17 protein-coding genes are annotated in these 21,174 nt (G+C 67.8%); 8 read left to right on the forward strand and 9 right to left on the reverse strand.

The features are described from left to right. Window positions 1-48 precede the first annotated feature (48 nt). From ASC70_RS00095 to ASC70_RS00105, 3 genes are all read left to right on the forward strand, one after another. Window positions 49-1,002 (forward strand): acetamidase/formamidase family protein, encoded by a 954-nt coding sequence (locus tag ASC70_RS00095; protein WP_162247162.1) that lies wholly within the window; start codon window positions 49-51, stop codon window positions 1,000-1,002. A 294-nt stretch (window positions 1,003-1,296) separates the two neighbouring features. Further along, window positions 1,297-4,653, forward strand: a complete 3,357-nt coding sequence (locus tag ASC70_RS25810) for a hypothetical protein (RefSeq protein ID WP_056045123.1) — start codon at window positions 1,297-1,299, stop codon at window positions 4,651-4,653. Window positions 4,654-4,763: 110 nt separating this feature from the next. Then, a complete protein-coding gene (locus tag ASC70_RS00105) occupies window positions 4,764-5,480 on the forward strand; it encodes a YceI family protein (RefSeq protein ID WP_056045126.1) in 717 nt (238 codons plus the stop codon). A gap of 3 nt (window positions 5,481-5,483) precedes the next feature. Here the strand turns inward: ASC70_RS00105 and ASC70_RS00110 are convergent, their stop codons facing one another. The 6 genes from ASC70_RS00110 to ASC70_RS00135 all read right to left on the reverse strand — a co-directional run bounded on the left by ASC70_RS00110 (window position 5,484) and on the right by ASC70_RS00135 (window position 11,416). Then, window positions 5,484-6,173, reverse strand: a complete 690-nt coding sequence (locus ASC70_RS00110; protein WP_056045129.1) for a TetR/AcrR family transcriptional regulator — start codon at window positions 6,171-6,173, stop codon at window positions 5,484-5,486. Beyond that, window positions 6,170-7,357, reverse strand: a complete 1,188-nt coding sequence (locus tag ASC70_RS00115; protein WP_056045133.1) for a urate hydroxylase PuuD — start codon at window positions 7,355-7,357, stop codon at window positions 6,170-6,172. Before ASC70_RS00115 ends, ASC70_RS00110 begins: the two co-directional genes overlap by 4 nt. Before the next feature lies 1 nt (window position 7,358). Continuing rightward, the gene (gene uraD / locus ASC70_RS00120; RefSeq protein WP_056045135.1) at window positions 7,359-7,880 is read right to left on the reverse strand and encodes a 2-oxo-4-hydroxy-4-carboxy-5-ureidoimidazoline decarboxylase; all 522 of its coding nucleotides are present in this window, start codon (window positions 7,878-7,880) and stop codon (window positions 7,359-7,361) included. Continuing rightward, window positions 7,877-8,791, reverse strand: a complete 915-nt coding sequence (gene puuE / locus ASC70_RS00125) for an allantoinase PuuE (RefSeq protein ID WP_056045138.1) — start codon at window positions 8,789-8,791, stop codon at window positions 7,877-7,879. Before puuE ends, uraD begins: the two co-directional genes overlap by 4 nt. Window positions 8,792-8,933: 142 nt before the next feature. Next, window positions 8,934-10,166, reverse strand: a complete 1,233-nt coding sequence (locus tag ASC70_RS00130; RefSeq protein ID WP_056045141.1) for an alanine--glyoxylate aminotransferase family protein — start codon at window positions 10,164-10,166, stop codon at window positions 8,934-8,936. Beyond that, window positions 10,163-11,416 (reverse strand): allantoate amidohydrolase, encoded by a 1,254-nt coding sequence (locus ASC70_RS00135; protein ID WP_056045144.1) that lies wholly within the window; start codon window positions 11,414-11,416, stop codon window positions 10,163-10,165. Before ASC70_RS00135 ends, ASC70_RS00130 begins: the two co-directional genes overlap by 4 nt. Before the next feature lie 289 nt (window positions 11,417-11,705). Between ASC70_RS00135 and ASC70_RS00140 the strand changes: the two genes are divergently transcribed. Beyond that, entirely contained in the window at window positions 11,706-12,089 is a 384-nt protein-coding gene (locus tag ASC70_RS00140) for a hypothetical protein (protein WP_156396085.1), read from the forward strand. Window positions 12,090-12,095: 6 nt separating this feature from the next. On the opposite strand, the gene trmFO is transcribed toward ASC70_RS00140, so the two are convergent. Beyond that, window positions 12,096-13,520 carry a methylenetetrahydrofolate--tRNA-(uracil(54)-C(5))-methyltransferase (FADH(2)-oxidizing) TrmFO gene (trmFO, locus tag ASC70_RS00145; RefSeq protein ID WP_056045149.1) on the reverse strand — a complete coding sequence of 475 codons (1,425 nt, stop codon included), beginning with the start codon at window positions 13,518-13,520 and terminating at the stop codon, window positions 12,096-12,098. A 95-nt stretch (window positions 13,521-13,615) separates the two neighbouring features. Here trmFO and ASC70_RS00150 point away from each other — a divergent pair, with 95 nt between their 5' ends. The 3 genes from ASC70_RS00150 to ASC70_RS00160 all read left to right on the forward strand — a co-directional run bounded on the left by ASC70_RS00150 (window position 13,616) and on the right by ASC70_RS00160 (window position 16,332). After that, window positions 13,616-14,551 carry a hypothetical protein gene (locus ASC70_RS00150; protein WP_056045152.1) on the forward strand — a complete coding sequence of 312 codons (936 nt, stop codon included), beginning with the start codon at window positions 13,616-13,618 and terminating at the stop codon, window positions 14,549-14,551. A 131-nt stretch (window positions 14,552-14,682) separates the two neighbouring features. After that, complete coding sequence (locus ASC70_RS00155) at window positions 14,683-15,447, forward strand: hypothetical protein (protein ID WP_056045155.1); 765 nt, start codon at window positions 14,683-14,685, stop codon at window positions 15,445-15,447. Continuing rightward, window positions 15,448-16,332: a hypothetical protein gene (locus ASC70_RS00160; protein WP_056045158.1), complete on the forward strand. Its 885-nt coding sequence runs from the start codon at window positions 15,448-15,450 to the stop codon at window positions 16,330-16,332. A 6-nt stretch (window positions 16,333-16,338) separates the two neighbouring features. Here ASC70_RS00160 and ASC70_RS00165 read toward each other — a convergent pair whose 3' ends face one another. Further along, window positions 16,339-16,953 (reverse strand): glutathione S-transferase family protein, encoded by a 615-nt coding sequence (locus ASC70_RS00165; RefSeq protein ID WP_056045162.1) that lies wholly within the window; start codon window positions 16,951-16,953, stop codon window positions 16,339-16,341. Between the two features lie 168 nt (window positions 16,954-17,121). On the opposite strand from ASC70_RS00165, the gene ASC70_RS00170 reads away from it, so the two are divergent. Then, window positions 17,122-18,027 carry a hypothetical protein gene (locus ASC70_RS00170; protein ID WP_056045164.1) on the forward strand — a complete coding sequence of 302 codons (906 nt, stop codon included), beginning with the start codon at window positions 17,122-17,124 and terminating at the stop codon, window positions 18,025-18,027. 72 nt (window positions 18,028-18,099) lie between these two features. Here ASC70_RS00170 and uvrA read toward each other — a convergent pair whose 3' ends face one another. Continuing rightward, on the reverse strand, window positions 18,100-21,009 hold the full coding sequence (gene uvrA, locus ASC70_RS00175) for an excinuclease ABC subunit UvrA (RefSeq protein WP_056045168.1): 2,910 nt from the start codon (window positions 21,007-21,009) through the stop codon (window positions 18,100-18,102). Window positions 21,010-21,174: the final 165 nt, after the last annotated feature.

Here is a 21,174-nt window from a genome sequence, read left to right on the forward strand (position 1 = left end):
GGACGCGCGCCGTGCTGGCGCGTGATGCACATGTAAGAAGGAACTTACTTGATGGCGCATCACCGACTGGCTTCGGCCCCCGACACCGTCCGCTTCGGCATGTTCGACGCGGCCTTCGATCCCGTGCTGACGGTGAGCCCTGGCGACAGCGTCACCTTCGAATGCGTTTCGGGCGGGACCGAGGTGATGCCGCCACCGGGGTCGGCCTACGCCATACCGGCCGCGCTACAGGCGATCCACGACAGCAACCCGGCGCGGATCGGCCCGCACATCCTGACTGGCCCCGTCGCCATCGCCGGCGCCGAGCCGGGCGACACCCTGGAGGTCCGCATCGAGGCCGTCGCGCCGAACAACGACTGGGGCTATTGCGCGGTGCGGCCGCTGGCCGGCACGCTGCCGGAAGACTTCCCCGACCGCTATGTCAGCCACATCGCCGTCGACCGGGCGCGCGGGGTCTGCAAGCCGGAGTGGGGCCCAGAACTGCCGCTGGCCCCGTTCTTCGGCACCATGGGCGTGGCCCCGCCCGCTCGGTACGGCCGTCTGTCCAGCCGCGAACCGCGCGAGCACGGCGGCAACATGGACAACAAGGAGTTGGGCGCCGGCGCGACCCTCTACCTGCCGGTCTGGGTTCCAGGCGCGAACTTCTCGGTCGGCGACGGCCATGGGCGTCAGGGCGACGGCGAGGTCTGCGTCAACGCGCTGGAGATGGGCCTGACCGGGACCTTCACCTTCGTGCTGCACAAGGCGGGGGACGCGGGCGCCTTCGCCTGGCCCCGGGCCGAGACGCCGACCCACTACATCCTGATGGGTTTCAACGAAGACCTCGACCTGGCCATGAAGCAGGCCCTGCGCCAGACCATCGACTTCATCACCGCGCGCTCCGCCCTGACGCGCGTGCAGGCCTACCAGTTCTGCTCGCTGGCCGTGGACTTTCGGGTGACCCAGACGGTCAATGGCGAGAAGGGCGTCCACGCCTTGCTGGCGAAGGGGCTGCTGTTCTGAGCGAGCGAACGATCGGCGCCGGTTCGGTTGCTAGCCTCTAGCTCCACCTGTGCGCGTGGTGTCGTGGAGCTCAGAGATAACGGATTCTCGCGCGCCATGCCTTTGTCGAAACATGTCGCCGCCACACTGAAGCCCTTGCGCCAAAAGGCTTTGATGTGCCGAAGCGGGATTGTTCCCGTCCAACGCGACCGGTTTCGTGGTTAATATTCCCCGAATGGCTGAATGCGCTACGGCGCCGCTCTTGCAACCTCTAGGTCACGCTTCGGTTGTGTCCTGTTTCGGGGGATCTGTGAGATGGAATTGCAAGGTACGCAAGGCGCGGACACCCTGACGGGCGGCGCGGAAAACGACACGCTGTACGGCTATGCCGGCAATGACATCCTGAAGGGCGGCGCGGGCGACGACGTCCTGGCCGGCAACGAGGGCGCCGACACCCTGCAAGGCGGCGATGGCGACGACTACCTGCTGGGCGGCCCCGGCAACGACACCCTCGACGGCGGCGCGGGCGGCGACTGGGCGGCCTACGAGGACGCCACGGCGGCCGTGAAGGTCGATCTGAACATCACCATCGCCCAGAACACCGGCGGCGGCGGAACCGACAAGCTGATCGGCATCGAGCACGTCTACGGCTCGGCCTACAACGACACCCTGACCGGCGACGCCGACGCCAACATGATGGTCGGCGGCGAGGGCAACGACATCGTCAGCGGCGGCAAGGGCGACGACACCCTGTGGGGCTCGGCTGGCAATGACACCCTCGATGGCGGCGACGGCGACGACTATCTGGTCGGCGGCGCGGGCGACGACATCGTCAAGGGCGGCGCGGGCTGGGACTGGTCGTCCTACGAGGACGCCACGGCCGGCGTCACCGTCGACCTCAACAAGACCACCGCCCAGAACACCGGCGGCGGCGGGATCGACACCCTGAGCGGCGTCGAGCACCTGTACGGGACCAAGTTCAACGACACCCTGACCGGCGACGCCAAGGACAACTACCTGTGGGGTGACGCGGGCGACGACAAGCTCTACGGCGGCGCGGGCGATGACCACCTGTCGGGCGGCGTGGGCGTCAACATCATCGACGGCGGCGCCGGGTTCGACACGGTCGATTACGCGTTCAGCGACGTGGGCGTAACGATCAATCTGAACATGGGCGCCCCGCCGGTGGGCGGCGGCCCACTGGTCGGCGATTGGCTGACCTCGATCGAGGCGGCGATGGGCTCGGCCTATGATGACGAGATCACGGGCAACGCAGACGAGAACTACCTATTCGGCGATGCGGGCGACGATCAATTGTACGCCGTCGGCGGCAACGACACGTTGGATGGTGGCGACGGCGATGACTATCTGGTCGGCAGCGCGAACAGCACCGGCGACCTGCTGATCGGCGGCGCGGGCAACGACTCGTTGAATGTGGGTCCGGGCTCCGCGACCGTCATCGATGGCGGCGACGGCGACGACTGGCTGCACGTCTCGCCGCCCGTGAGCTCCGGCTTCCTGGCCATGACGATCGACCTGCGGATCACCGGCGACCAAGAGGTTGTTTCGGGCGTCCACGTCACGATGAGCGGCGTCGAGAACGCGAGCGGCGGCGCAGGCAACGATCACCTCATCGGCGACGCCAAGGACAACGTCCTACTCGGTGGGCGCGGCGACGATATCCTGGACGGCGGCGCGGGTTCGGACACCGTCAGCTATGCCGACGATGGCCTCCTGGGCTCGGTGATTATTGACCTCGGTAAGAGCGTCCAATCGCTGGGTGACGGTCGCGGGACCGACACTCTGATCTCGATCGAGAACGTGATCGGGACGTCGGGCGATGACACCATCACCGGCAATGCCGCGGCGAACCATCTGCAAGGCGCAGATGGCGACGACTGGATCCTCGCCGTCGGCGGCAACGACGTGCTCGAGGGTGGCGCGGGGGCGGACTGGCTGATCGCCAGCAAGGACAACACCGCAGGCGACAAGCTGTTCGGCGGCACGGGCGACGACATCCTGTACACTATGCAGGCGGCGGTGACCCTGGACGGCGGTGACGGCAACGACATCTTCGACGTGGCGCACGTCGCGAATATGGCGGGTACGACGCTCATCGAGGGCGGCGCGGGCGTTGATACGCTCGACATGCGCGACGCCTGGGGTCCCAGCGCGAACCTGAGCATCGATCTGTCCATCAAGGGCCGCCAAGACGTTGGCCAAGGCCAGTATCTGGACGTCAAGGGTGTGGAGAACGTCTGGGGCGGCCTAGGCAATGATCATCTGAAGGGCGACGCCGGCGACAACCTGCTGCAAGGCGGCACGGGCGACGATATCCTGGATGGCGGCGTGGGTGTCGATATCGCCAGCTATGACGACTACAACCACTACGCAGGCGTTACGGTTGATCTCCGCAATGCCGTGCAGACCCAGCTGAACGGGCGCGGGACGGACACCTTGATCTCGATCGAGGGTGTGCGCGGCTCGGCCTACGCCGATACACTGACCGGCAACGGCCAGGACAACATTTTCATTGGCGGCGGCGGCAACGACGTGATCGATGGCGGCGCGGGTGTCGACACGGTCAGTTACCTGAACGACGGTGAGGCGACCGGCGTCTGGATCGACCTACAACGTACGCTACAGAATCTCGACAAGGGCGCGCACGGACAGGATCAACTGATCTCGATCGAAAACGTCCAAGGTTCGAACTTCGACGACGGGCTCTGGGGCACGACGGGGATCAACGTGCTGCGCGGCGAGGGTGGTAGCGACGCGGTGATGGGCCGAGGCGGCGCTGACATCTTGTACGGCGGCGCCGGCAACGACCTTCTCAGCACCTACGAGGCGGGGGTCAGCTCCGATGGCGCGATGATGTACGGCGGCGCCGGCAATGATGCCTTCGAGGCCGGTTCTGGCGATATCATCATGTACGGCGACGACGGCAATGACGAGTTCCGCCTCTTCGACGTGCCTGGCGTGAAGACCATCCACGGCGGCGACGGCATGGACGCCATCTATTTCGAAGCCTACATCGATAACCGCACGATCGACGGCGTTACGTTGGATCTGAGCAAGACCACCAAGCAGGAAATCAATCCGGGCGTCTTCGTGTTGATCGACAGCATCGAACGCGTTGGCGGCACGCACTTCTCGGATCACCTGGTGGGTCATGATGGCGGCGTCTATTTCGACGCAGGCGCAGGCGACGACTTCGTGGCCGGCGGCGCCGGAAAAGACACGCTCTATGGCGGTGAAGGCACCGACATCATCATCGGCGGCAAAGGCCAGGACATGATGCGCGGCGACGCTGGCGCCGACATCTTCAAGTTCGCGTCCGGAGACTCGGTGGCGACGGATGCGCTGGGTTCGGGCGTCGACCGGATTGTCTATTTCGAAGCGAATGACAAGCTGGCCTTCGACGAGAACCTCCAGGGAGATGTCAGCTTCACCGCCTCGACGGCGACCAGCTACGCCGACGCCTTGAGCAAGGCGATGGTCCATCTGTCGAGCAGCGGAACGGCCGCCCGCTTCAGCGCCTATCAGGTCGGCAGCGACGTCTATGTGTTCGCGGGGCACACGGACGCCTCGGGCGGGCATCTGGATAACGTGGTCCAGTTGGCGGCCGTCAGCGTCGACATCGTCGGCATGTGGAGCCTCTCCGGCTTCTGACCTTCCGCAACCTCCGCTGCATCCCTACGTTGACGCTACGTCGGCGTAGGGACGCGCACCGCTCCCCGCCAGGCGTCCGGCATGAGTCCGGATCACCGGAGGGAAAGCGTATGAGATCAATCCTGCCCGTCGTCGCCTTGCTGGCGCTGGCCGCCTGTTCGCCGCAGCCGGCCGAGAAGAAGGCTGACGCGCCGGCCGCCGCGGCGCCGACGACGACCGCGCCCAAGCCGCCCAAGGCCGAGATCCCGGCCGGCGATTACACGCTGGACAAGCACCACGCCACCCTGGTGTTCCGGGTCAACCACCTAGGTTTCTCGAACTACACGGCCGCCTTCGCGGACTTCGACGCCAAGCTGCACTTCGACCAGAACAATGCCGCCGCCAGTACGCTGGAGGCGACGATCAATCCCAAGTCGCTGACCCTGCCGGCCCCGCCGGAAGGCTTCCTGACCGAGCTGACCGGTCCGCAGTGGCTGAATGCGGCGACCTATCCGGCCATCACCTTCAAGTCGACCAAGGTCGAGACGACCGGCCCCGACACCGGCAAGGTGACGGGCGACCTGACTCTGCACGGGGTGACCAAGCCGGTGACCCTGGATGTCACCTATAACGGCGGCTATGTCGGCCATCCGATGGACCCGCACGCCCGGATTGGCTTCTCGGCCAAGGGGACGTTCAAGCGCTCGGACTTCGGCATCGCATTCGGCGTGCCCGCGCCGGGCACGACCATGGGCGTCGGCGACGAGGTCCAGGTCGTGATCGAGGCCGAGTTCAGCGGTCCGCCGCTGCCCACAGCGCCGGCCCCGGCCACGCCTCCGGCTCAATAAGGCCTAGCGCGCGCCGCGCGTCAGATAGCCTTCGAGCAAGGCCAGGGCGTGGTCCAGCCGCGCCCTGCGCCACTCGGGCGCGGTCATGTCGGTGTCCAGGGTCGCCGACAGCGAATAGCCGTTGGCCAGGTGGAACCGGCTCATGGCGGCGATGGTCACATAGATCTGCACGGGGTCCAGGTCCGGCCCGAACAGGCCTTGGTCCTGGCCGCTCTTGATCAGCTTCTCGATCGTGCGGCGCAGCGGGAAGGCGGTCTCGGTCACCACCCGCGACTGGGCGGCGAACTTGCCGTGCTGCAGGTTCTCGTTTCGCAGCAGGCCCTCGAAGCGCGGGTTCTTCTCGAAATAGTCGAAGGTGAAGCGCTGCAGCTCCAGGAAGCCCTCGAGCGGCTTGTCGAAGTCAATCTTCAGCTCGGCCTCGCGAGCCCGCAGGTCCATGTAGGCGCTTTCGAGGACGGCCATGTACAGGCCCTTCTTGTCCCCGAAGTAGTGGTACAGCATCCGGATGTTGCACTTGGCGGCCTTGACGATCTTCTCGATCCGGGCCCCGGCGAAGCCGGCTTGAGCGAACTCCTTCAAGGCCGCGGCGAGGATCGCCTTGCGGGTGCGTTCGGCGTTGCGCTTGCGTGGCGCTCCCCCCGCGGAATCGATGGCGGTCTCGGCCTTGTTCGCGTCCAGGACGGCGTCGGTCACGGAATCTTGGCCCCCTGCTTGATCCAAGCGCCCAGCTGGGCGCGTTCCTCTTCGGTCATGCCGGTCTCGTTGCCAAGGGGCATGCTGGTCGAGGCCACCGCGCGCTCGTGGATTTTCGGCGCATAGGCGCGGATATGCTCAGGCGTGTCGAAGGTCGCGCCAAGCGGCGGGGCCGAGAAGCCGGCGTGGGTCGGCGCGGCGGCGTGGCACATGACGCAGTGCTTCTGAACGATGGCCTGGGCGGTGGTGAAGGGGACCTGGCGCTCGACCTTGATCGCGTCCTTGGGCTTGGTGCTGGCCACCACCGTGGCGGCGAACACCAGCATGAAGCCGTAGAACAGGAAGTCGTGCCGGATCTGGCCCAGGTTCTTCAGCAGGAAGAACTGCCGGATCGACACCCCGCCGGCGCTGATCATCGCCAGCAGCAGCCAGCTCAGGGGATGGCCGGTGACCAGCGGATAGTGGTTGCTGATCATGATGAAGATGACCGGCAGGGTCATATAGGTGTTGTGGACCGAGCGCTGCTTGCCCATTGCGCCCAGCCGCGGATCGACTTCGCGGCCGGCCAGCATGTCGGCGACGATCTTGCGTTGGTTGGGGATGATCACCAGGAAGACGTTGGCGACCATGGCCGTTCCGATGATCGCGCCCACGTGGATGAAGGCGCCGCGGTCGCTGAACAGCTTGCTTAGGGCGTAGGCCGCGCCGGTGAGGGCTGCGAACCAGACGATCCCGAACCAGATCCCGTTCTTGCCCAGCGGCGAGCGGCATAGGGCCTCGTAGACCGCCAGCCCGCCGAAGATGAAGGCCAGGCCCGTGGCGATCGCCGCCGGCTGGGTGAAGGCGTGCTTGGCCGCGTCGATCAGATAGATCGGGGCCTGCCAGTAGTAGAGCACGATCAGCAGGGCGAAGCCCGACAGCCAGGTGGTGTAGGCCTCCCATTTGAACCAGTGCAGGTGCTCGGGCATGTGCGCCGGGGCCGTCATGTACTTCTGCGAATGGTAGAAGCCGCCGCCGTGCACGGCCCACAGCTCGCCCTTGACGCCGTCCTTCTCGGGGACGGGAGGGCGCAGGTTATTGTCCAGCCAGACGAAGTAGAACGAGGCGCCGATCCAGGCGACGCCGGCGATCACGTGCAGCCACCGCAGACCCAGGTTCAGCCAGCCGGGAAGGTCGTATTCCATCTTATTCGGTCACCGCGTCGAGCAGTCGAAGCTTGGAGATCAGGCCGATCTGCTGGATCGCCTCGGCGATCTCGGCCGTCTGGTCGTTCGTTAGGCGCGCCTGCATGGCGGCCAGGATCGAAGTTTTGTCGTTCAGCCGCACGGCGATGATGAACGGGAAGCCGAAGCGCTCGGCATAGGCGGCGTTCAGGTCGTGAAAGCGGGCGAACTCCTCGGGGCTCAGTCGGTCGAGGCCGGCGCTGGCCTGTTCGGCGTTGCTCTCGGCGGTCAGCGCCTTGGCGATCGCCGCCTTGCCGGCCAGCTCCGGGTGGGCGCGGATCAGGGCCAGCTTGTCGGCGGTCGAGGCGGCGTCTAGCACGGCCATCATCGCGCCGTGCAGGCGCTCGACGCTGGCGAACGGCCGCGCGTCCCAGGCGCGCTCGACCACCCAGGGGGAAAGCTCGAACGCGAACCCCAGGGCGGTGGTGAAGCCCGTCCGGTTCATGCTGTTGAGGCGGGCCAGGGTCAGGGGCGGGGCGCTCATGCCTTGGCCTCGTAAGGATGGGTCGCGATCCAGTGGCGAGCGATGTCGATCCGCTTGGCCACCCAGACCTTGTCGTGCTGGGTGATGTGATCCAGGAACCGCCGCAGCGCGCCGATCCGGCCGGGCTTGCCGACCACGCGGCAGTGCAGGCCGATGCTCATCATCTTCGGCGCGGTCTCGCCTTCCAGATAGAGGGCGTCGAAGGCGTCGCGCAGATAGGTGAAGAACTGTTCGCCAGTGTTGAAGCCCTGGGCCGCCGTGAAGCGCATGTCGTTGGCTTCCAGGGTGTAGGGGACGATCAACTGGGCGCGGCCGTGCTGGTCGTCCCAGTACGGCAGGTCGTCGGCGTAGCTGTCGGCGTCGTAGACGAAGCCGCCTTCCTGGGCGACCAGGCGCGCGGTGTTGGGGCTGGTGCGGCCTTGGTACCAGCCCAGCGGCCGCTCGCCCGTCAACCGCGTCTGGATCTCGATGGCCTGCTGGATGTGCTCCAACTCCTGCTCTTGCGTGAAGTGCTGGTAGTCGATCCAGCGATAGCCATGGCTGGCGATCTCCCAGCCCGATTTCATCATCGCCTCGACGGCGTCCGGGTGGCGCTCCATGGCCTGGGCGACGCCGAACACAGTCAGCGGCAGGCCGAACTCCTCGAACAGCCGCCGGATGCGCCAGAAGCCGGCGCGAGAGCCGTATTCGTAGAGACTCTCCATCGACATGTTGCGCATGCCCTGGATGGGCTGGGCGCCGACCATCTCGGACAGGAAGAACTCGCTGACCGGGTCGCCATGCAGGATGGAGCGCTCGGCCCCTTCCTCGTAGTTGAGGACGAACTGCACGGCCACGCGGGCGCTGTTCGGCCACTGAGCGTGCGGTGGATGCTCGCCATAGCCAATCAGGTCGCGGGGGTAGGCGCTCATGCCTTCCGCCCCCTCCGGGGGCGGACGACCGCGCGGCGCGCGGTCAGGTGGGGGCAAGTGCGGTGAGTGTTTTGGGCATTTGCCCCCTCCGCGCCTGCGGCGCTCCTCCCCCGGAGGGGGAAGAAGGTGACGATCCCCCCGCTCATGCGAACACCTTCGCCGCCGCGTCGACACCAGCGCCGGCGGGGAAGCCGAAGCCTTCCCAGCGCAGCACCGCTTCCAGGGCGGCCAGGGTTTGCAGCACCGCGTGCTTGCGGGCGTTCACGCCCATGGTTCCGATGCGCCAGATCTTGCCGGCCAGGGGACCGAAGGCCGCGCCGATCTCGATCTCGAACTCGGTGCGCATCCGCGTCTTGACCCGGTCGTAGTCGACGCCGGCGGGCGCGATCACACCGGTGACATTGGTCATCTTGTGGGCCTGGTCGCCATAGACGGTCAGGCCCAGCGCCTCGATGCCGGCGACCATCGCCGCGCCGGCCTGGGCGTGGCGGGCGAACCTCGTGTCGAGGCCTTCCTCCAGCACGATCCGCGCGCACTCGCGGGCGGCGAACAGCATGCTGGCCGCCTCGGTGTGGTGGTTCAGGCGTTTGTCGGACCAGTAGTCCATGATCATCGCCAGGTCGAAATAGTTGGAGGCGATCCGACGGCCGTTGCCCATCGCGCCGGGTCCCGCGAGGCCCTTCTCGACATGGCGGCGGGAGAAGATGTGGTCGGCGGCGCGGTCGCTGATCGTGATCGGGGCCGAGCCCGAGGGACCGCCCATGCACTTCTGCAGGCCGGCGGTGACGATGTCGGCCTGCCACTTATCCACAGGCACGCTCATGCCGCCCAGGGTGGCGGTGGCGTCGACATAGAGCAGGGCGTCGTGGCGGCGGCAGATCTCGCCGATGGCCTCGATCGGCTGGGCGATGGTGGTCGAGGTGTCGCCATGCACGCAGGCGACCAGGCGCGGCTTCACGCGCTTGACGGCGTCCTCGACGGCCTGCGGGTCGACGACCCGGCCCCATTCGCCCTCGACGAAGGTGACCTTGGCGTCGCAGCGCTCGGCGATCTCGGCCAGCAGCAGACCGAAGCGCCCGGCATTGACCACCACCACGTCGTCGCCGGGCGAGAGCGTCGAGACCAGCGCCGCCTCGATCCCGGCCCGCGAGGTGCCGTCGACCACGAAGGTCCAGCGGTTGGCGGTCTGGAACACGCCGCGATACAGCGCCATGACCTCGTTCATGTAGCCGGTGAACTCGGGGTCGAACTGGCCCAGCAGCTGCACCGACATGGCCCGCAGCACGCGCGGGTGCACGTTAATCGGGCCCGGGCCCATCAGCAGGCGGGCGGGGTGGTCGAGTTCCTTGAAGGTGTCGATGGCGTCTTGGGTCATGCGCGTTCGCGTCGTTCTAGCTTGTCGATGAAATGGAGCATGGCCTGAGCCGCCAAGGCGCAGTCGGCCTCGGTGACGGCCTCGGCCGGGTTGTGGCTGATCCCGCCTTCGCAGCGGATGAACAGCATGGCCACCGGGCACAGCCGCGCCATCACCATGGCGTCGTGGCCGGCGCCCGAGGGCAGGCGTCGGGCCGGCAGCGAGAGATCGGCCAGGGCCTCGCCCAGCAGGTCCATCAGCGATGGATCGCAGGGGCTTTCGGCCAGGGCCTGCATCAGCTGGATCTGCGCCTTCAGGCCGCGTGCGCCGACGATGGCGTGGATCTCGACACAGACCGCGTCGGCGGCGGCGTCGCGGGTCGCGGAGGTCTCGGCGCGGATGTCCATCGAGAACTCGACCGCGCCGGGAATGACATTGAACGCGCCGGGCAGGGCGGTCACCCGGCCGACGGTGCCGACCAGGCCGTCCTTTCCGGCGCGACAGATCCGCTCCAGGGCCAGGATGCATTCGGCGGCGGCGGGCCCCGGATCCTCGCGCAGGTTCATTGGCGTGGTGCCCGCATGGCCGGCGGTTCCCTCGATGCGGACCATAAGCCGCTTCTGGGCGGCGATGGCGGTAACCACGCCCAGCGCCAGGCCCTCGGCCTCCAGCACCGGGCCCTGCTCGATATGCGCCTCGAGGAAGGCCAGGACGTCCTCGGGCCTCCGCGCGGCCGAGGCGATGCCGACCGGGTCTCCGCCGAAAGCGGTCAAGGCCTCGGCTACGGTGATCCCCTCGGCGTCCTTCATGTCCAGGGCGGTGGTGTCCAGCACGCCGGCGATGGCGCGGCTGCAGCTCATCGAGGCGGGGAAGCGCGAGCCCTCCTCGTCGCCGAACGCCACGGCCTCGATGGCGAAGGGCAGGCGGCGGCCGGCGGCGTTCAGGGCCTCGACCACGTCGATCCCCAGCATGATGCCCAGCGGCCCGTCATAACGCCCGCCGTTGCGGACGCTGTCGATGTGCGAGCCGATGATCAGAGCCTTGGCCCCGGGGGCCTCGCCCTCGTAGCGGCCGATCAGGTTGGCGGCGGCGTCGCGGCGGACGCTCATGCCTGCGCCCTTCATCCAGTCGGTCAGGGTGGTCAGGGCGGCTTCGTGGGCGGGCGTCAGGAACCGGCGCGTCAGCTGGCCCTCGATCTCGCTATAGGGCGCCACGCCCAGCAGGTCGCAGCGCGCCTTGGCCCTTACCCCGATGTCGATCGTCACGCTCACCTTCGATTCGACCCCCGCATCGTTCGATCGCCGAGACTCCAGGCCTAGCAGGAGAGACCTGAAAGCCTTGCCCGGCAACCGTCCCCGCGCTTCAATGGCGCGCGGGCGCCTCGACAAGCGCCATCCGCGAGCGGCGGCGCCTAAGCCTAAGTCATAAACTACTTACTTATGCGGAGCGAGGGGCGTCTGTTCCAAGGCGACGGGGGCGGGCGGGACCCTGAAACCCTCTTCTCCCGGGCTCCGCGATACGGCAGTTTCGCCGACCAAGGGGGCGCGATCGGAAATGACGATGACGCCTGTATTCCGTGGCCTGATCCTCGCCACGCTGATGGCCGTTCCCGGCCTCGCCACCGCCGCATCCGGCGCGACGACGCTGCCGGCTGAGATCTCGATCCCGGCAAAGCTGACCCTGCTGCCGTTGAAGGGCGCGGTCGGGCGCGAGAACCCGTTCTATCGCGGGTATCGCCCGATCTTCGTCTTCGCCGGCTCCAAGGCCGAGGTGGCGTGCGCGATCGATCTGTCGGGCGGCGAGGAACGGGTCGTGCCGGGCCAGACCGTCGACGTTCTGCTGCACTGCGCCGAGGCGGCGACGGTCGACGCGACCGCTCCGACGTTCATCTTCCTTGAAGGCGGCCGCAAGGTGGGCGAGGGCGAGCTCAAGCTCGCGCGCTGAGCCGCCCTACGCGCCCAGCCAAGCCTCCAGGTCCTTCAGCGCGCGCAGGCTCATCAGCCGCTTCTTGGCGCGGCCGCGCTCCTTCAGCGGGATCTTCTTGCCTTCCTCGTCGACTTTGGGGGTCTCGAGCGGCGGCAGCAGGCCGTAGTTGATGTTCATCGGCTGGAAGGAGCCGCCTTGGCCGCCCTCCAGGTGGCCGCCGGTGATGTGCTCGACCAGGGCCCCGAGCGCGGTGGTCCCGGGCGGCGCCTCGATCGGCGCGCCCTTGCGGTCGGCGGCGGCGAAGCGGCCGGTCAGCAGGCCCATGGCGGCGCTCTCGACATAGCCTTCGACCCCGGTGACCTGGCCGGCGAAGCGCAGGCGCGGCTGGACCTTCATCCGCAGCGACTTGTCCAGCAGCTTGGGTGAATTGATGAAGGTGTTGCGGTGCAGGCCGCCCAGCCGGGCGAACTGGGCGTTCTCCAGGCCCGGGATCATCCGGAAGGTCTCGGCCTGAACGCCGTGCTTCAGCTTGGTCTGGAAGCCGACCATGTTCCACAAGGTGGCCAGGGCGTTGTCCTGGCGCAGCTGGACGATGGCGTAGGCTTTTACCAGCGGGTCACGCGGATTGGTCAGGCCCACCGGCTTCATCGGGCCGTGGCGCAGGGTTTCGCGACCGCGCTCGGCCATCACCTCGATCGGCAGGCAGCCGTCGAAATAGGGGACGTTCTCCCACTCCTTGAACTCGGACTTGGGGCCGGCCAGCAGGGCGTCGATGAAGGCCTCGTACTGGTCCTTGTTCATCGGACAGTTGATGTAGGCCGCCGCGTCGCCGCCCGGGCCTTCCTTGTCGTAGCGCGACTGGCGCCAGGCGACGTCCATGTTGATCGAGTCGAAGTGGATGATCGGCGCGATGGCGTCGAAGAAGCTGAGCTGACCCTCGCCGGTCAGCTCCAGGATCGCCTCGGCCAGGGCCGGCGAGGTGAGGGGGCCGGTGGCGACGATGACGTTGTCCCATCCATTTGTCTCATTGGCCTCGGGCGGCAGGCCGGCGATCTCGCCCCGCTCGATCGTGACCAGCGGGTGCGCCTCCAGCCGGCGGGTGACCTCGGCCGAGAAGCGGTCGCGGTCGACGGCCAGGGCGCCGCCCGCCGGCACCTGGTGCTGGTCGGCGGCCGACATGATCAGGCTGTCGCAGCGGCGCATCTCGGCGTGCAGCAGGCCGACGGCGTTGAACTGCCAGTCGTCCGAGCGGAACGAGTTGGAGCAGACCATCTCGGCCAGGCCGTCGGTCTGGTGGGCGTCGGTGGTGACTTTGCCCGAGGCGTCGTCGCGCCGCATTTCATGAAGGACGACAGGCACGCCGCTCTGGGCGATCTGCCAGGCGGCCTCTGAGCCGGCCAGGCCGCCGCCGATGACATGGACGGGCTGATAGTTCGAATGCGTGGTCATGGGGCGCCCTATACCCTCGGCTGTCGTTCGGCGAAACCTGGTGTAGGCTCTCTGATGGGCCGGGCCCTTCGCGCCTGGTGATCCTGGGAGGGGACATGGCGAGGTTTTCCGTGACCGAGGCGGCGACGGCCGGCTTCGGCGTGATCGGTCGCAAGCCTTTGGCGGTGGTGGGCTGGGCGGTCGCCCTGGCCTTGGCGCTGATGGTCCCGGCCGTCCTGTGCTTCCTGACCCTGGGTCCGGAGTTCCAGAAACTGGTCCAGCTGGCCATGACCCAGCGCGGCGGCGACCCCAGCCCCGAGGCGATGCAGCAGATGATGCAGGCGCAGTCGGGCATGACCGCCGTGAACATGCTGTTCTGGCTGTGGTCCTCTTTCGTTAAGGCGGTGTTCTGCGCGGCGGTGTTCCGCGCCGTGCTGACGCCCGGCCAGTCGGCCTGGGCCTATCTGCGGATCGGCTCGCGCGAGATGTGGCTGACCCTGCTGCTGCTGGTCGAGCAGGTGCTGGCGATGATCGCCATCTTCGTGCTCGTGCTGCTGGTGGTGGTGCTGACCGCCATCGTCGCGGTCGGCGGCGGGGAGAGCGGCCACATGGCGGCGATCGCCACGGGCTGCGTCGGGGCGCTGATCGCGTTCGGCGTCGTGTTCTGGGTCGCGCTGCGGCTGTCGATGGCCGCGCCGATGACCTTCGTCGACAACCAGTTCCGACTGTTCGAGTCCTGGAGCCTGACCCGGGGCCAGGGCTGGCGGCTGCTGGGCGTGGCCGTGCTGATCGTGGTGTTCATCCTGGGCTTGGAGATCCTGGTCGGCGGGGTGGTGGTCGGCGTCGCCCTGGGGGGCGGCGCGCTGGCGGCGCTGCAAGGTCCGGGCGGATTGGAAGCCTTCATGGCCCGGCCGCCGCTCGAGCTGCTGCGCGATCTCTGGCCCTGGCTGGTGGTGTTCGGAACGGTCGCGGCGCTGTTCAGCGCCGTGGTCCACGCATTGTTCTATGCCCCCTGGGCGGTGATCCATCGGGCCTTGACCACGCGAGCGTAGCGGCCGCGTCACGGCGACCCGAAATCCGCTCACGTCGGCGCGACGCCATCGCCAGAAGCCCGCCGAGGCCATAGATTGCGCGTGACGCGACGACTCGGTGGGCGAGGGGCGTGCGAGAGGGACGTGATCGGATGACGGACGGAGCGGCGGGAGTCGGCGCGACCTTGCGCGCGGGCCTTTCCGACGTGGCGAACGCGGGGCGCGACTGTTGGGGCGCCTTGGCGTTCGCGGTCGTGCTCACCGTCGTCGCCGGGGTTCTGCCGCCGGGCGCGCGCTTCGCGGCCACGCTGCTGGCGGGCGTGATCGCCCAGGGCGCGCTGTTCCGCCGGGCCTTCGGTCGCCAGGCCGGCCTAAAAGGGCTGCGCTGGGGACGTGACGAGTGGCGGCTGCTGGCCGCGCAACTGATGATCCTGGCCTTGATGCTGCTGATCGGCGCGATCCTGATGGTGGTCGTCGGCGGCGTCGCCCTCGGCGTGGCCCGCACCGCCGCGCCCAACTTCGACGCGGGCTCCACGGCGGGCTGGAAGGCGGCCTTCGCCAGCGCCGGTCCGGCCGGCTTCGTCGTCGCCCTGGCCCCGCTGGCCAGCCTGGCGATCCTGGTCTGGCTGGGCCTTCGCCTCTCGTTGTCGGCTCCGGCCACGGTCGAGCAGTCGGGCGTGCGGGTCCTGAGCGCCTTTCCGCTGACCCGGGGCCGCGTCCCCGCGCTGTTGGTGATCGGCCTGGCCATCGCCGTGCCGGTGGCGCTGCTCAGCGCGGTGCTGAGCCTGGCACAAGGCCAGGGGCTGGCCGTGGCCGCCGTGCTGGCGGTCTGCACCTATTTCTACGCCATGCCGGCCTGGACCGGATCGCTGGCCCATTTCTACCGCCACGGCGCGGCCTCGCAGGACCAACGCTAGATGTCTGTTCGCCCCGTCGACGCCGCCCTCGAGGGCCTCCGCACCATGCGGCGCAAGCCGCTGCCCGTGCTGGCCTGGGCGACCTTCTCGCTGGTCATGCTGCCGATCCTGGGCCTGATCGCCAAGATCGTGCTGGGCGAGGAAGGCCGCGCGGCGCTGAACGGCCGAGGCTCGTCGGCCGACCCGCGCGAGATCCTCGACCTGGTCACCCACCTGGGCGGAGTGATGGTGCTGCTGATCGCTTTGGCTCTGGTTTTGGGCTCGGTGCTGCAGGCGGCGATCATCCGCTCGGTGATCGAGCCGAAGAACGACCGTTTCGCCTATCTGCGCCTGGGCAAGGAAGAGCTGCAGTTGCTGGTCGTATCGCTGATCACCTGGGCCGCCGCCCTGGGCGTGACGGTGATCCCGTCCGGCGCGGTGGTGCTGGGCGCGGCCCTGCTGTCGGGCGCGGCGGCCGGCTGGTTCGCCACCCTGGGCGGCCTGGCCGTGATCGGCCTGTCGCTGTGGGTGGCCGTGCGCCTGTCGCTGCTGGGCCCGCACGCCTTCTCGCACCATCACATCGACATCCGCGCCGCCTGGATCCAGACCCACGGCCAGTTCTTCCGACTGCTGGGCATGTTCGCCCTGACCTTGATCCTCAGCGCCCTGGTCTCGATCGTCGGCGCGACGCTGTCGAGCATCGTCGGCAATGTCGTCGGCGGCGGCGTCCAGTCGACCGACGGCGGTGTGGTGGCCAGTCACCCGCGCCTGATCCTGACCTTGCTGGCCAATCTACTGCTGGCGCCGATCTTCCTGACCCTGCAGACGGTGATCCTGGTCGCGGCTCCGGCCAAGGCTTTCGCCCACCTGAACCAGGACGAGATCGACGCGGGGCTGCACGCGTAGGAGCGTCTACGCCCCCGCGCTGGGCCGGGCCGCCATCCGTTCGCGCCAGGCCAGGACGTGCTTGGCCTCGGAGGGTGTCGAGAGACCCGTGAAGTCGGCGAAGTCCAGGGTGGTCTGCCCGGCGATGTCGGCGATCGTATAGGTGTCGCCCACCAGGTAGGGCCGACCGTCGGCCAGTTCGCGGTCCAGCCACAGCTGGATCTTGGCGACCGCCTCGCGGTTGGACTCGCCGAACTCCTTGTGCTGCGTCAGCAGATGCGCCGTGAACGGATGAGCGTGGCGCCAGAACATGCCGACCGGCACGGTCAGGCGGAACTCGATCCGCCGGGTCCACATCTCGACCTGGGCCTGTTCCAGCGCCGTGACCCCGAACAGCGGCGGATCGGGGTGCAGCACCTCGAAATAGCGGCAGATGGCGACGGTCTCGCTGAGCATGGTCCCGTCGTCCAGCTCCAGCACCGGCACCTGGCCCAAGCTGTTGCGCGCCAGATGCTCGGGCGACTTGTGGCCGCCCTGGCGCATGCCGATCGGGATCTCGGGAACCTCGACGCCCTTCTCGGCCAGGAAGATCCGCACCCGACGCGGATTGGGGGCCGGCATGGCCTCGCCATAGAGTTTCATCGTTCCCTCCCGGTTCACGGCGACGCTCGCGGCCGCCTTTCAAACGGATGTTAGAGTTATGCCGCCCCCCGCCGCAACCCCGAACGAAAAAGCGGCGTTGCGCCCTGTCGAAGCGGCGCGAACCTTGTTAGGCCTACCGCCCTGTTCGCCATCCCGAATGAGCCTGTCATGTCCAAGTTCTCCGCCTCCGACGCGGCCTTCTCCGGTTTCCGCCTGGTGCGGGAGAACCTGAAGACCGTGGCCGTCTGGGCGGCGGCGATGACGGTGCTGTCGATCCTGTCCAACGCCCTGGCCATCCAGTTCTTCGGCCCCAAGCTGGGGGCGTTCCTCAACTACATGTCCGACAACAGCACGCCGGATCCGGAGGAACTGGTCCGCCGCGCGTCCGACCTGGCGCCGCTGATGCTGTGGTCGCTGCCCTACAGCCTGCTGCTGAACGGGGTGATCTTCGCGGCCCTGAACCGTCTGGTCCTGCGTCCCCACGACAGCCGTTTCGCCTATCTGCGCCTGGGCATGGACGAGGTGCGCCAAGCCGCCGTGTGGCTGCTGGTCAGCTTGGTGCTGATGGGCGTGCTGTTCCTCGGCTCGGCCGTGTCGGGTTTCCTGGGCGCGCTGGGCGGCCCGACCGGCGCGTTCCTGGCCCTGCTGTGCGGCCTCGGCTCGATCGGCGCGATGATCTATCTGGCCGTGCGCCTGTCCTTCGCCTCGGCCGTGACCTTCGACAGCGGCAAGATCACCCTGTTCCGCTCGCTGCCGGCGACCAAGGGCTTGTTCTGGCCGCTGGTCGGCGCCTATCTGCTGGCCGGGGTGATGAGCGTGATCGTCATCCTGCTGATCTGGATGATCGTCTACGCGGCCGGCCTGATCGCCTCGGGCGACTTCGCCGCCACGGGCCGGATGATGCGCGCCGACACCAGTTCCCTGCGGGCCTATTTCACCCCCGCCGGCGTCGTCCAGGCGCTGTTCTCGGGCATATTCTCGGTGCTGACGACGCTGATCGTGTTCGGCCCCGCGCCGTCGATCTACCGCGAGCTCAAGGAGGGCGGCGACGGGACGACCGACGGCGGCTGGTAGGCGCCGCGATCCTCGCCAAACAAAGACGCCCCGGAGATTGCTCTCCGGGGCGTTTGTGTTTCCAGCTGGGGCCTAGGCCCGCTTGGCCTTCTTCAGCTCGGCCACCCGCGCCTTGCGGCGTTCCTCGTGACGGTCGAGGACTTCCTTGAGGTAGCGGCCGGTCCAGCTGGCCTCGACTCCGGCCACGTCCTGGGGCGAGCCCACCGCGACGATCTCGCCGCCGCCGTCGCCGCCCTCGGGGCCGAAGTCGATCAGCCAGTCGGCGGTCTTCACCACGTCCAGGTTATGCTCGATGACGACCACGGTGTTGCCCTGGTCGGCCAGCTCGTGCAGCACCTCGAGCAGCTTCTTGGTGTCCTCGAAGTGCAGACCGGTGGTCGGTTCGTCGAGGATATACAGCGTGCGGCCGGTGGCGCGGCGCGACAGCTCCTTGGACAGCTTGACGCGCTGGGCCTCGCCGCCCGATAGGGTCGTGGCCTGTTGGCCGACCTTGATGTAGCTGAGGCCGACGCGCTTCAACGTCTCCATCTTGTCGCGGATCGGCGGCACGGCCTTGAAGAAGTCGGCGGCCTCCTCGACGGTCATGTCCAGGACGTCGGCGATGGTCTTGCCCTTGAACACCACGTCCAGGGTCTCGCGGTTGTAGCGCTTGCCCTTGCAGATATCGCAGGTGACATAGACGTCGGGCAGGAAGTGCATCTCGATCTTGATGACGCCGTCGCCCTGGCAGGCCTCGCAGCGGCCGCCCTTGACGTTGAAGCTGAAGCGACCCGGGCCATACCCACGGGCCTTGCTCTCGGGCAGGCCCGCGAACCAGTCGCGGATCGGGCCGAAGGCGCCGGTATAGGTGGCCGGGTTCGAGCGCGGTGTGCGGCCGATCGGGCTCTGGTCGATGTCGATGACCTTGTCGAACTGCTCCAGGCCCTCGATCCGCTCGTGCGGCGCGGGGGCGTCGCTGGCGTTGTTCAGACGACGCGCGGCGGCCTTGTAGAGCGTCTCGATCGTGAAGGTCGACTTGCCGCCGCCCGACACGCCGGTGATGCAGGTGAAGGTGCCGACCGGGATTTCGGCCGTGACGCCCTTCAGGTTGTTGCCGGTGGCGCCGACGACGCGCAGCATCTTCTTCTTGCTGATCGGCCGGCGCTGTTCGGGCACCTCGATCTCGCGGACGCCGGTCAGATATTGGCCGGTGACGCTGTTGGGATTGGCCATGATCTCGGCCGGCTTGCCCTGGGCGACGATCTCGCCGCCGTGGACGCCCGCGGCCGGACCCATGTCGATCACGTAGTCGGCGGTGAGGATGGCCTCCTCGTCGTGCTCGACCACCAACACCGAATTGCCGAGGTCGCGCAGGCCCTGCAGCGAGGTCAGCAGGCGGGTGTTGTCGCGCTGGTGCAGGCCGATCGACGGCTCGTCCAGCACGTAGAGCACGCCGGTCAGGCCCGAGCCGATCTGGCTGGCCAGGCGGATGCGCTGGCTCTCGCCGCCGGACAGGGTGCCCGAGCCGCGCGACAGGTTCAGGTAGTCGAGGCCGACGTCGACCAGGAACCGCAAGCGGTCGTTGATCTCCTTCAGGATGCGCCGGGCGATCTCCATCTGCTTGTCGGTCAGCTGGCCTTCCAGGCCGGCGAACCAGTCGCGGGCCGGACGGATGGCCAGCGTCGAGACCTCGGCGATGTCCATGCCGGCGATCTTCACGGCCAGGGCTTCCGGCTTCAGGCGCTTGCCATGGCAGGTCTCGCACGGAGTGTCCGACTGGTAGCGGCCCAGCTCCTCGCGCACCCAGCTCGAATCGGTCTCGCGCCAGCGGCGCTCCAGGTTCGGCAGCACGCCCTCGAAGGGCTTCTCGACCTCGTACTTGCGGGCGTTGTCGTCGTAGACGAACTTGATCTTCTGGCCCTTGGAGCCGTTCAGCACCACATCGCGGGCGTCCGGCGACAGCTTGTGCCAGGGCTCGTCCATCGAGAAGCCGTAGTGGCGAGCCAGGGCCTGCAGGGTCTGGGTGTAGAGCGGCGAGGGGCCGCGCGACCACGGCGCGACCGCGCCCTTGTGCAGGCTCTTGTCCTTGTCGGGGATCACCATGTCGGCGTCGAAGGCCAGCTTGGCGCCCAGGCCGTCGCAGACCGGGCAGGCGCCGGCCGGATTGTTGAACGAGAACAGCCGCGGCTCGATCTCGGCGATGGTGAAGCCGCTGACCGGACAGGCGAAGCGTTCCGAGAACAGGATCCGCCTGGGCTCGGTCTGGCCTTCCTCGACATTGGCGAATTCGGCGACCGCCAGACCGTCGGCCAGGCGCAGGGCCTGCTCGATGGAGTCGGCCAGGCGCTGTTCCATGTCGGGTTTGGTCACCACGCGGTCCACGACCACGTCGATGTCGTGCTTGAACTTCTTGTCGAGGACCGGAGCGTCCTCGATCGGATAGTACTCGCCGTCGATCTTCAGCCGCTGGAAGCCGGCCTTCTGCCACTCGGCGATCTCCTTCCTGTACTCGCCCTTGCGGTCGCGAACGACGGGGGCCAGCAGGTAGAGGCGCGTGCCTTCGGGCAGGGCGGTGATCTTGTCGACCATCTGGCTGATGGTCTGGCTCTCGATCGGCAGGCCGGTGGCCGGCGAGTAGGGAACCCCGACCCGCGCCCACAGCAGGCGCATGTAGTCGTGGATCTCGGTCACCGTGCCAACCGTGGAGCGCGGGTTGCGCGACGTGGTCTTCTGCTCGATCGAGATGGCCGGCGACAGGCCCTCGATCAGGTCGACGTCGGGCTTGCTCATCAGTTCCAGGAACTGACGCGCATAGGCCGAAAGGCTTTCCACGTAGCGGCGCTGGCCCTCGGCATAGATCGTGTCGAAGGCCAGGGACGACTTGCCCGAGCCCGACAGGCCGGTCAGCACGACCAGCTCGCCGCGCGGGATGTCGACGCTGACGTTCTTCAGATTGTGCTCGCGGGCGCCGCGAACGCGGATGAAGTTCAGTTGTTCAGCCATGTTTTCCGGAACGTTGGACCGCGCGATTGGTCGCGGCGCAGCGGCTATATGTAGGGCGCAAGCCGCGAATTAACACAAGAACAAGATGCGAACAAATGTCGCGCGCGTGAGGCGCTGTTTCTGCTGACAGCCAGTGTCAGCAGCGGCGCCCGGTGCAGGGCGCCG

The organism is Caulobacter sp. Root343 (assembly GCF_001425745.1).
GTDB lineage: Bacteria > Pseudomonadota > Alphaproteobacteria > Caulobacterales > Caulobacteraceae > Caulobacter.

Bases quoted from the DNA above. Each gene is read 5' to 3' on its own strand.
- ASC70_RS25810 (WP_056045123.1), top strand. From the start codon at position 1,297: ATGGAATTGCAAGGTACGCAAGGCGCGGACACCCTGACGGGCGGCGCG.
- ASC70_RS00105 (WP_056045126.1), top strand. From the start codon at position 4,764: ATGAGATCAATCCTGCCCGTCGTCGCCTTGCTGGCGCTGGCCGCCTGT.
- ASC70_RS00115 (WP_056045133.1), bottom strand. From the start codon at position 7,357: ATGGAATACGACCTTCCCGGCTGGCTGAACCTGGGTCTGCGGTGGCTG.
- uraD (WP_056045135.1), bottom strand. From the start codon at position 7,880: ATGAGCGCCCCGCCCCTGACCCTGGCCCGCCTCAACAGCATGAACCGG.
- puuE (WP_056045138.1), bottom strand. From the start codon at position 8,791: ATGAGCGCCTACCCCCGCGACCTGATTGGCTATGGCGAGCATCCACCG.
- ASC70_RS00130 (WP_056045141.1), bottom strand. From the start codon at position 10,166: ATGACCCAAGACGCCATCGACACCTTCAAGGAACTCGACCACCCCGCC.
- ASC70_RS00140 (WP_156396085.1), top strand. From the start codon at position 11,706: ATGACGCCTGTATTCCGTGGCCTGATCCTCGCCACGCTGATGGCCGTT.
- trmFO (WP_056045149.1), bottom strand. From the start codon at position 13,520: ATGACCACGCATTCGAACTATCAGCCCGTCCATGTCATCGGCGGCGGC.
- ASC70_RS00150 (WP_056045152.1), top strand. From the start codon at position 13,616: ATGGCGAGGTTTTCCGTGACCGAGGCGGCGACGGCCGGCTTCGGCGTG.
- ASC70_RS00155 (WP_056045155.1), top strand. From the start codon at position 14,683: ATGACGGACGGAGCGGCGGGAGTCGGCGCGACCTTGCGCGCGGGCCTT.
- ASC70_RS00160 (WP_056045158.1), top strand. From the start codon at position 15,448: ATGTCTGTTCGCCCCGTCGACGCCGCCCTCGAGGGCCTCCGCACCATG.
- ASC70_RS00165 (WP_056045162.1), bottom strand. From the start codon at position 16,953: ATGAAACTCTATGGCGAGGCCATGCCGGCCCCCAATCCGCGTCGGGTG.
- ASC70_RS00170 (WP_056045164.1), top strand. From the start codon at position 17,122: ATGTCCAAGTTCTCCGCCTCCGACGCGGCCTTCTCCGGTTTCCGCCTG.
- uvrA (WP_056045168.1), bottom strand. From the start codon at position 21,009: ATGGCTGAACAACTGAACTTCATCCGCGTTCGCGGCGCCCGCGAGCAC.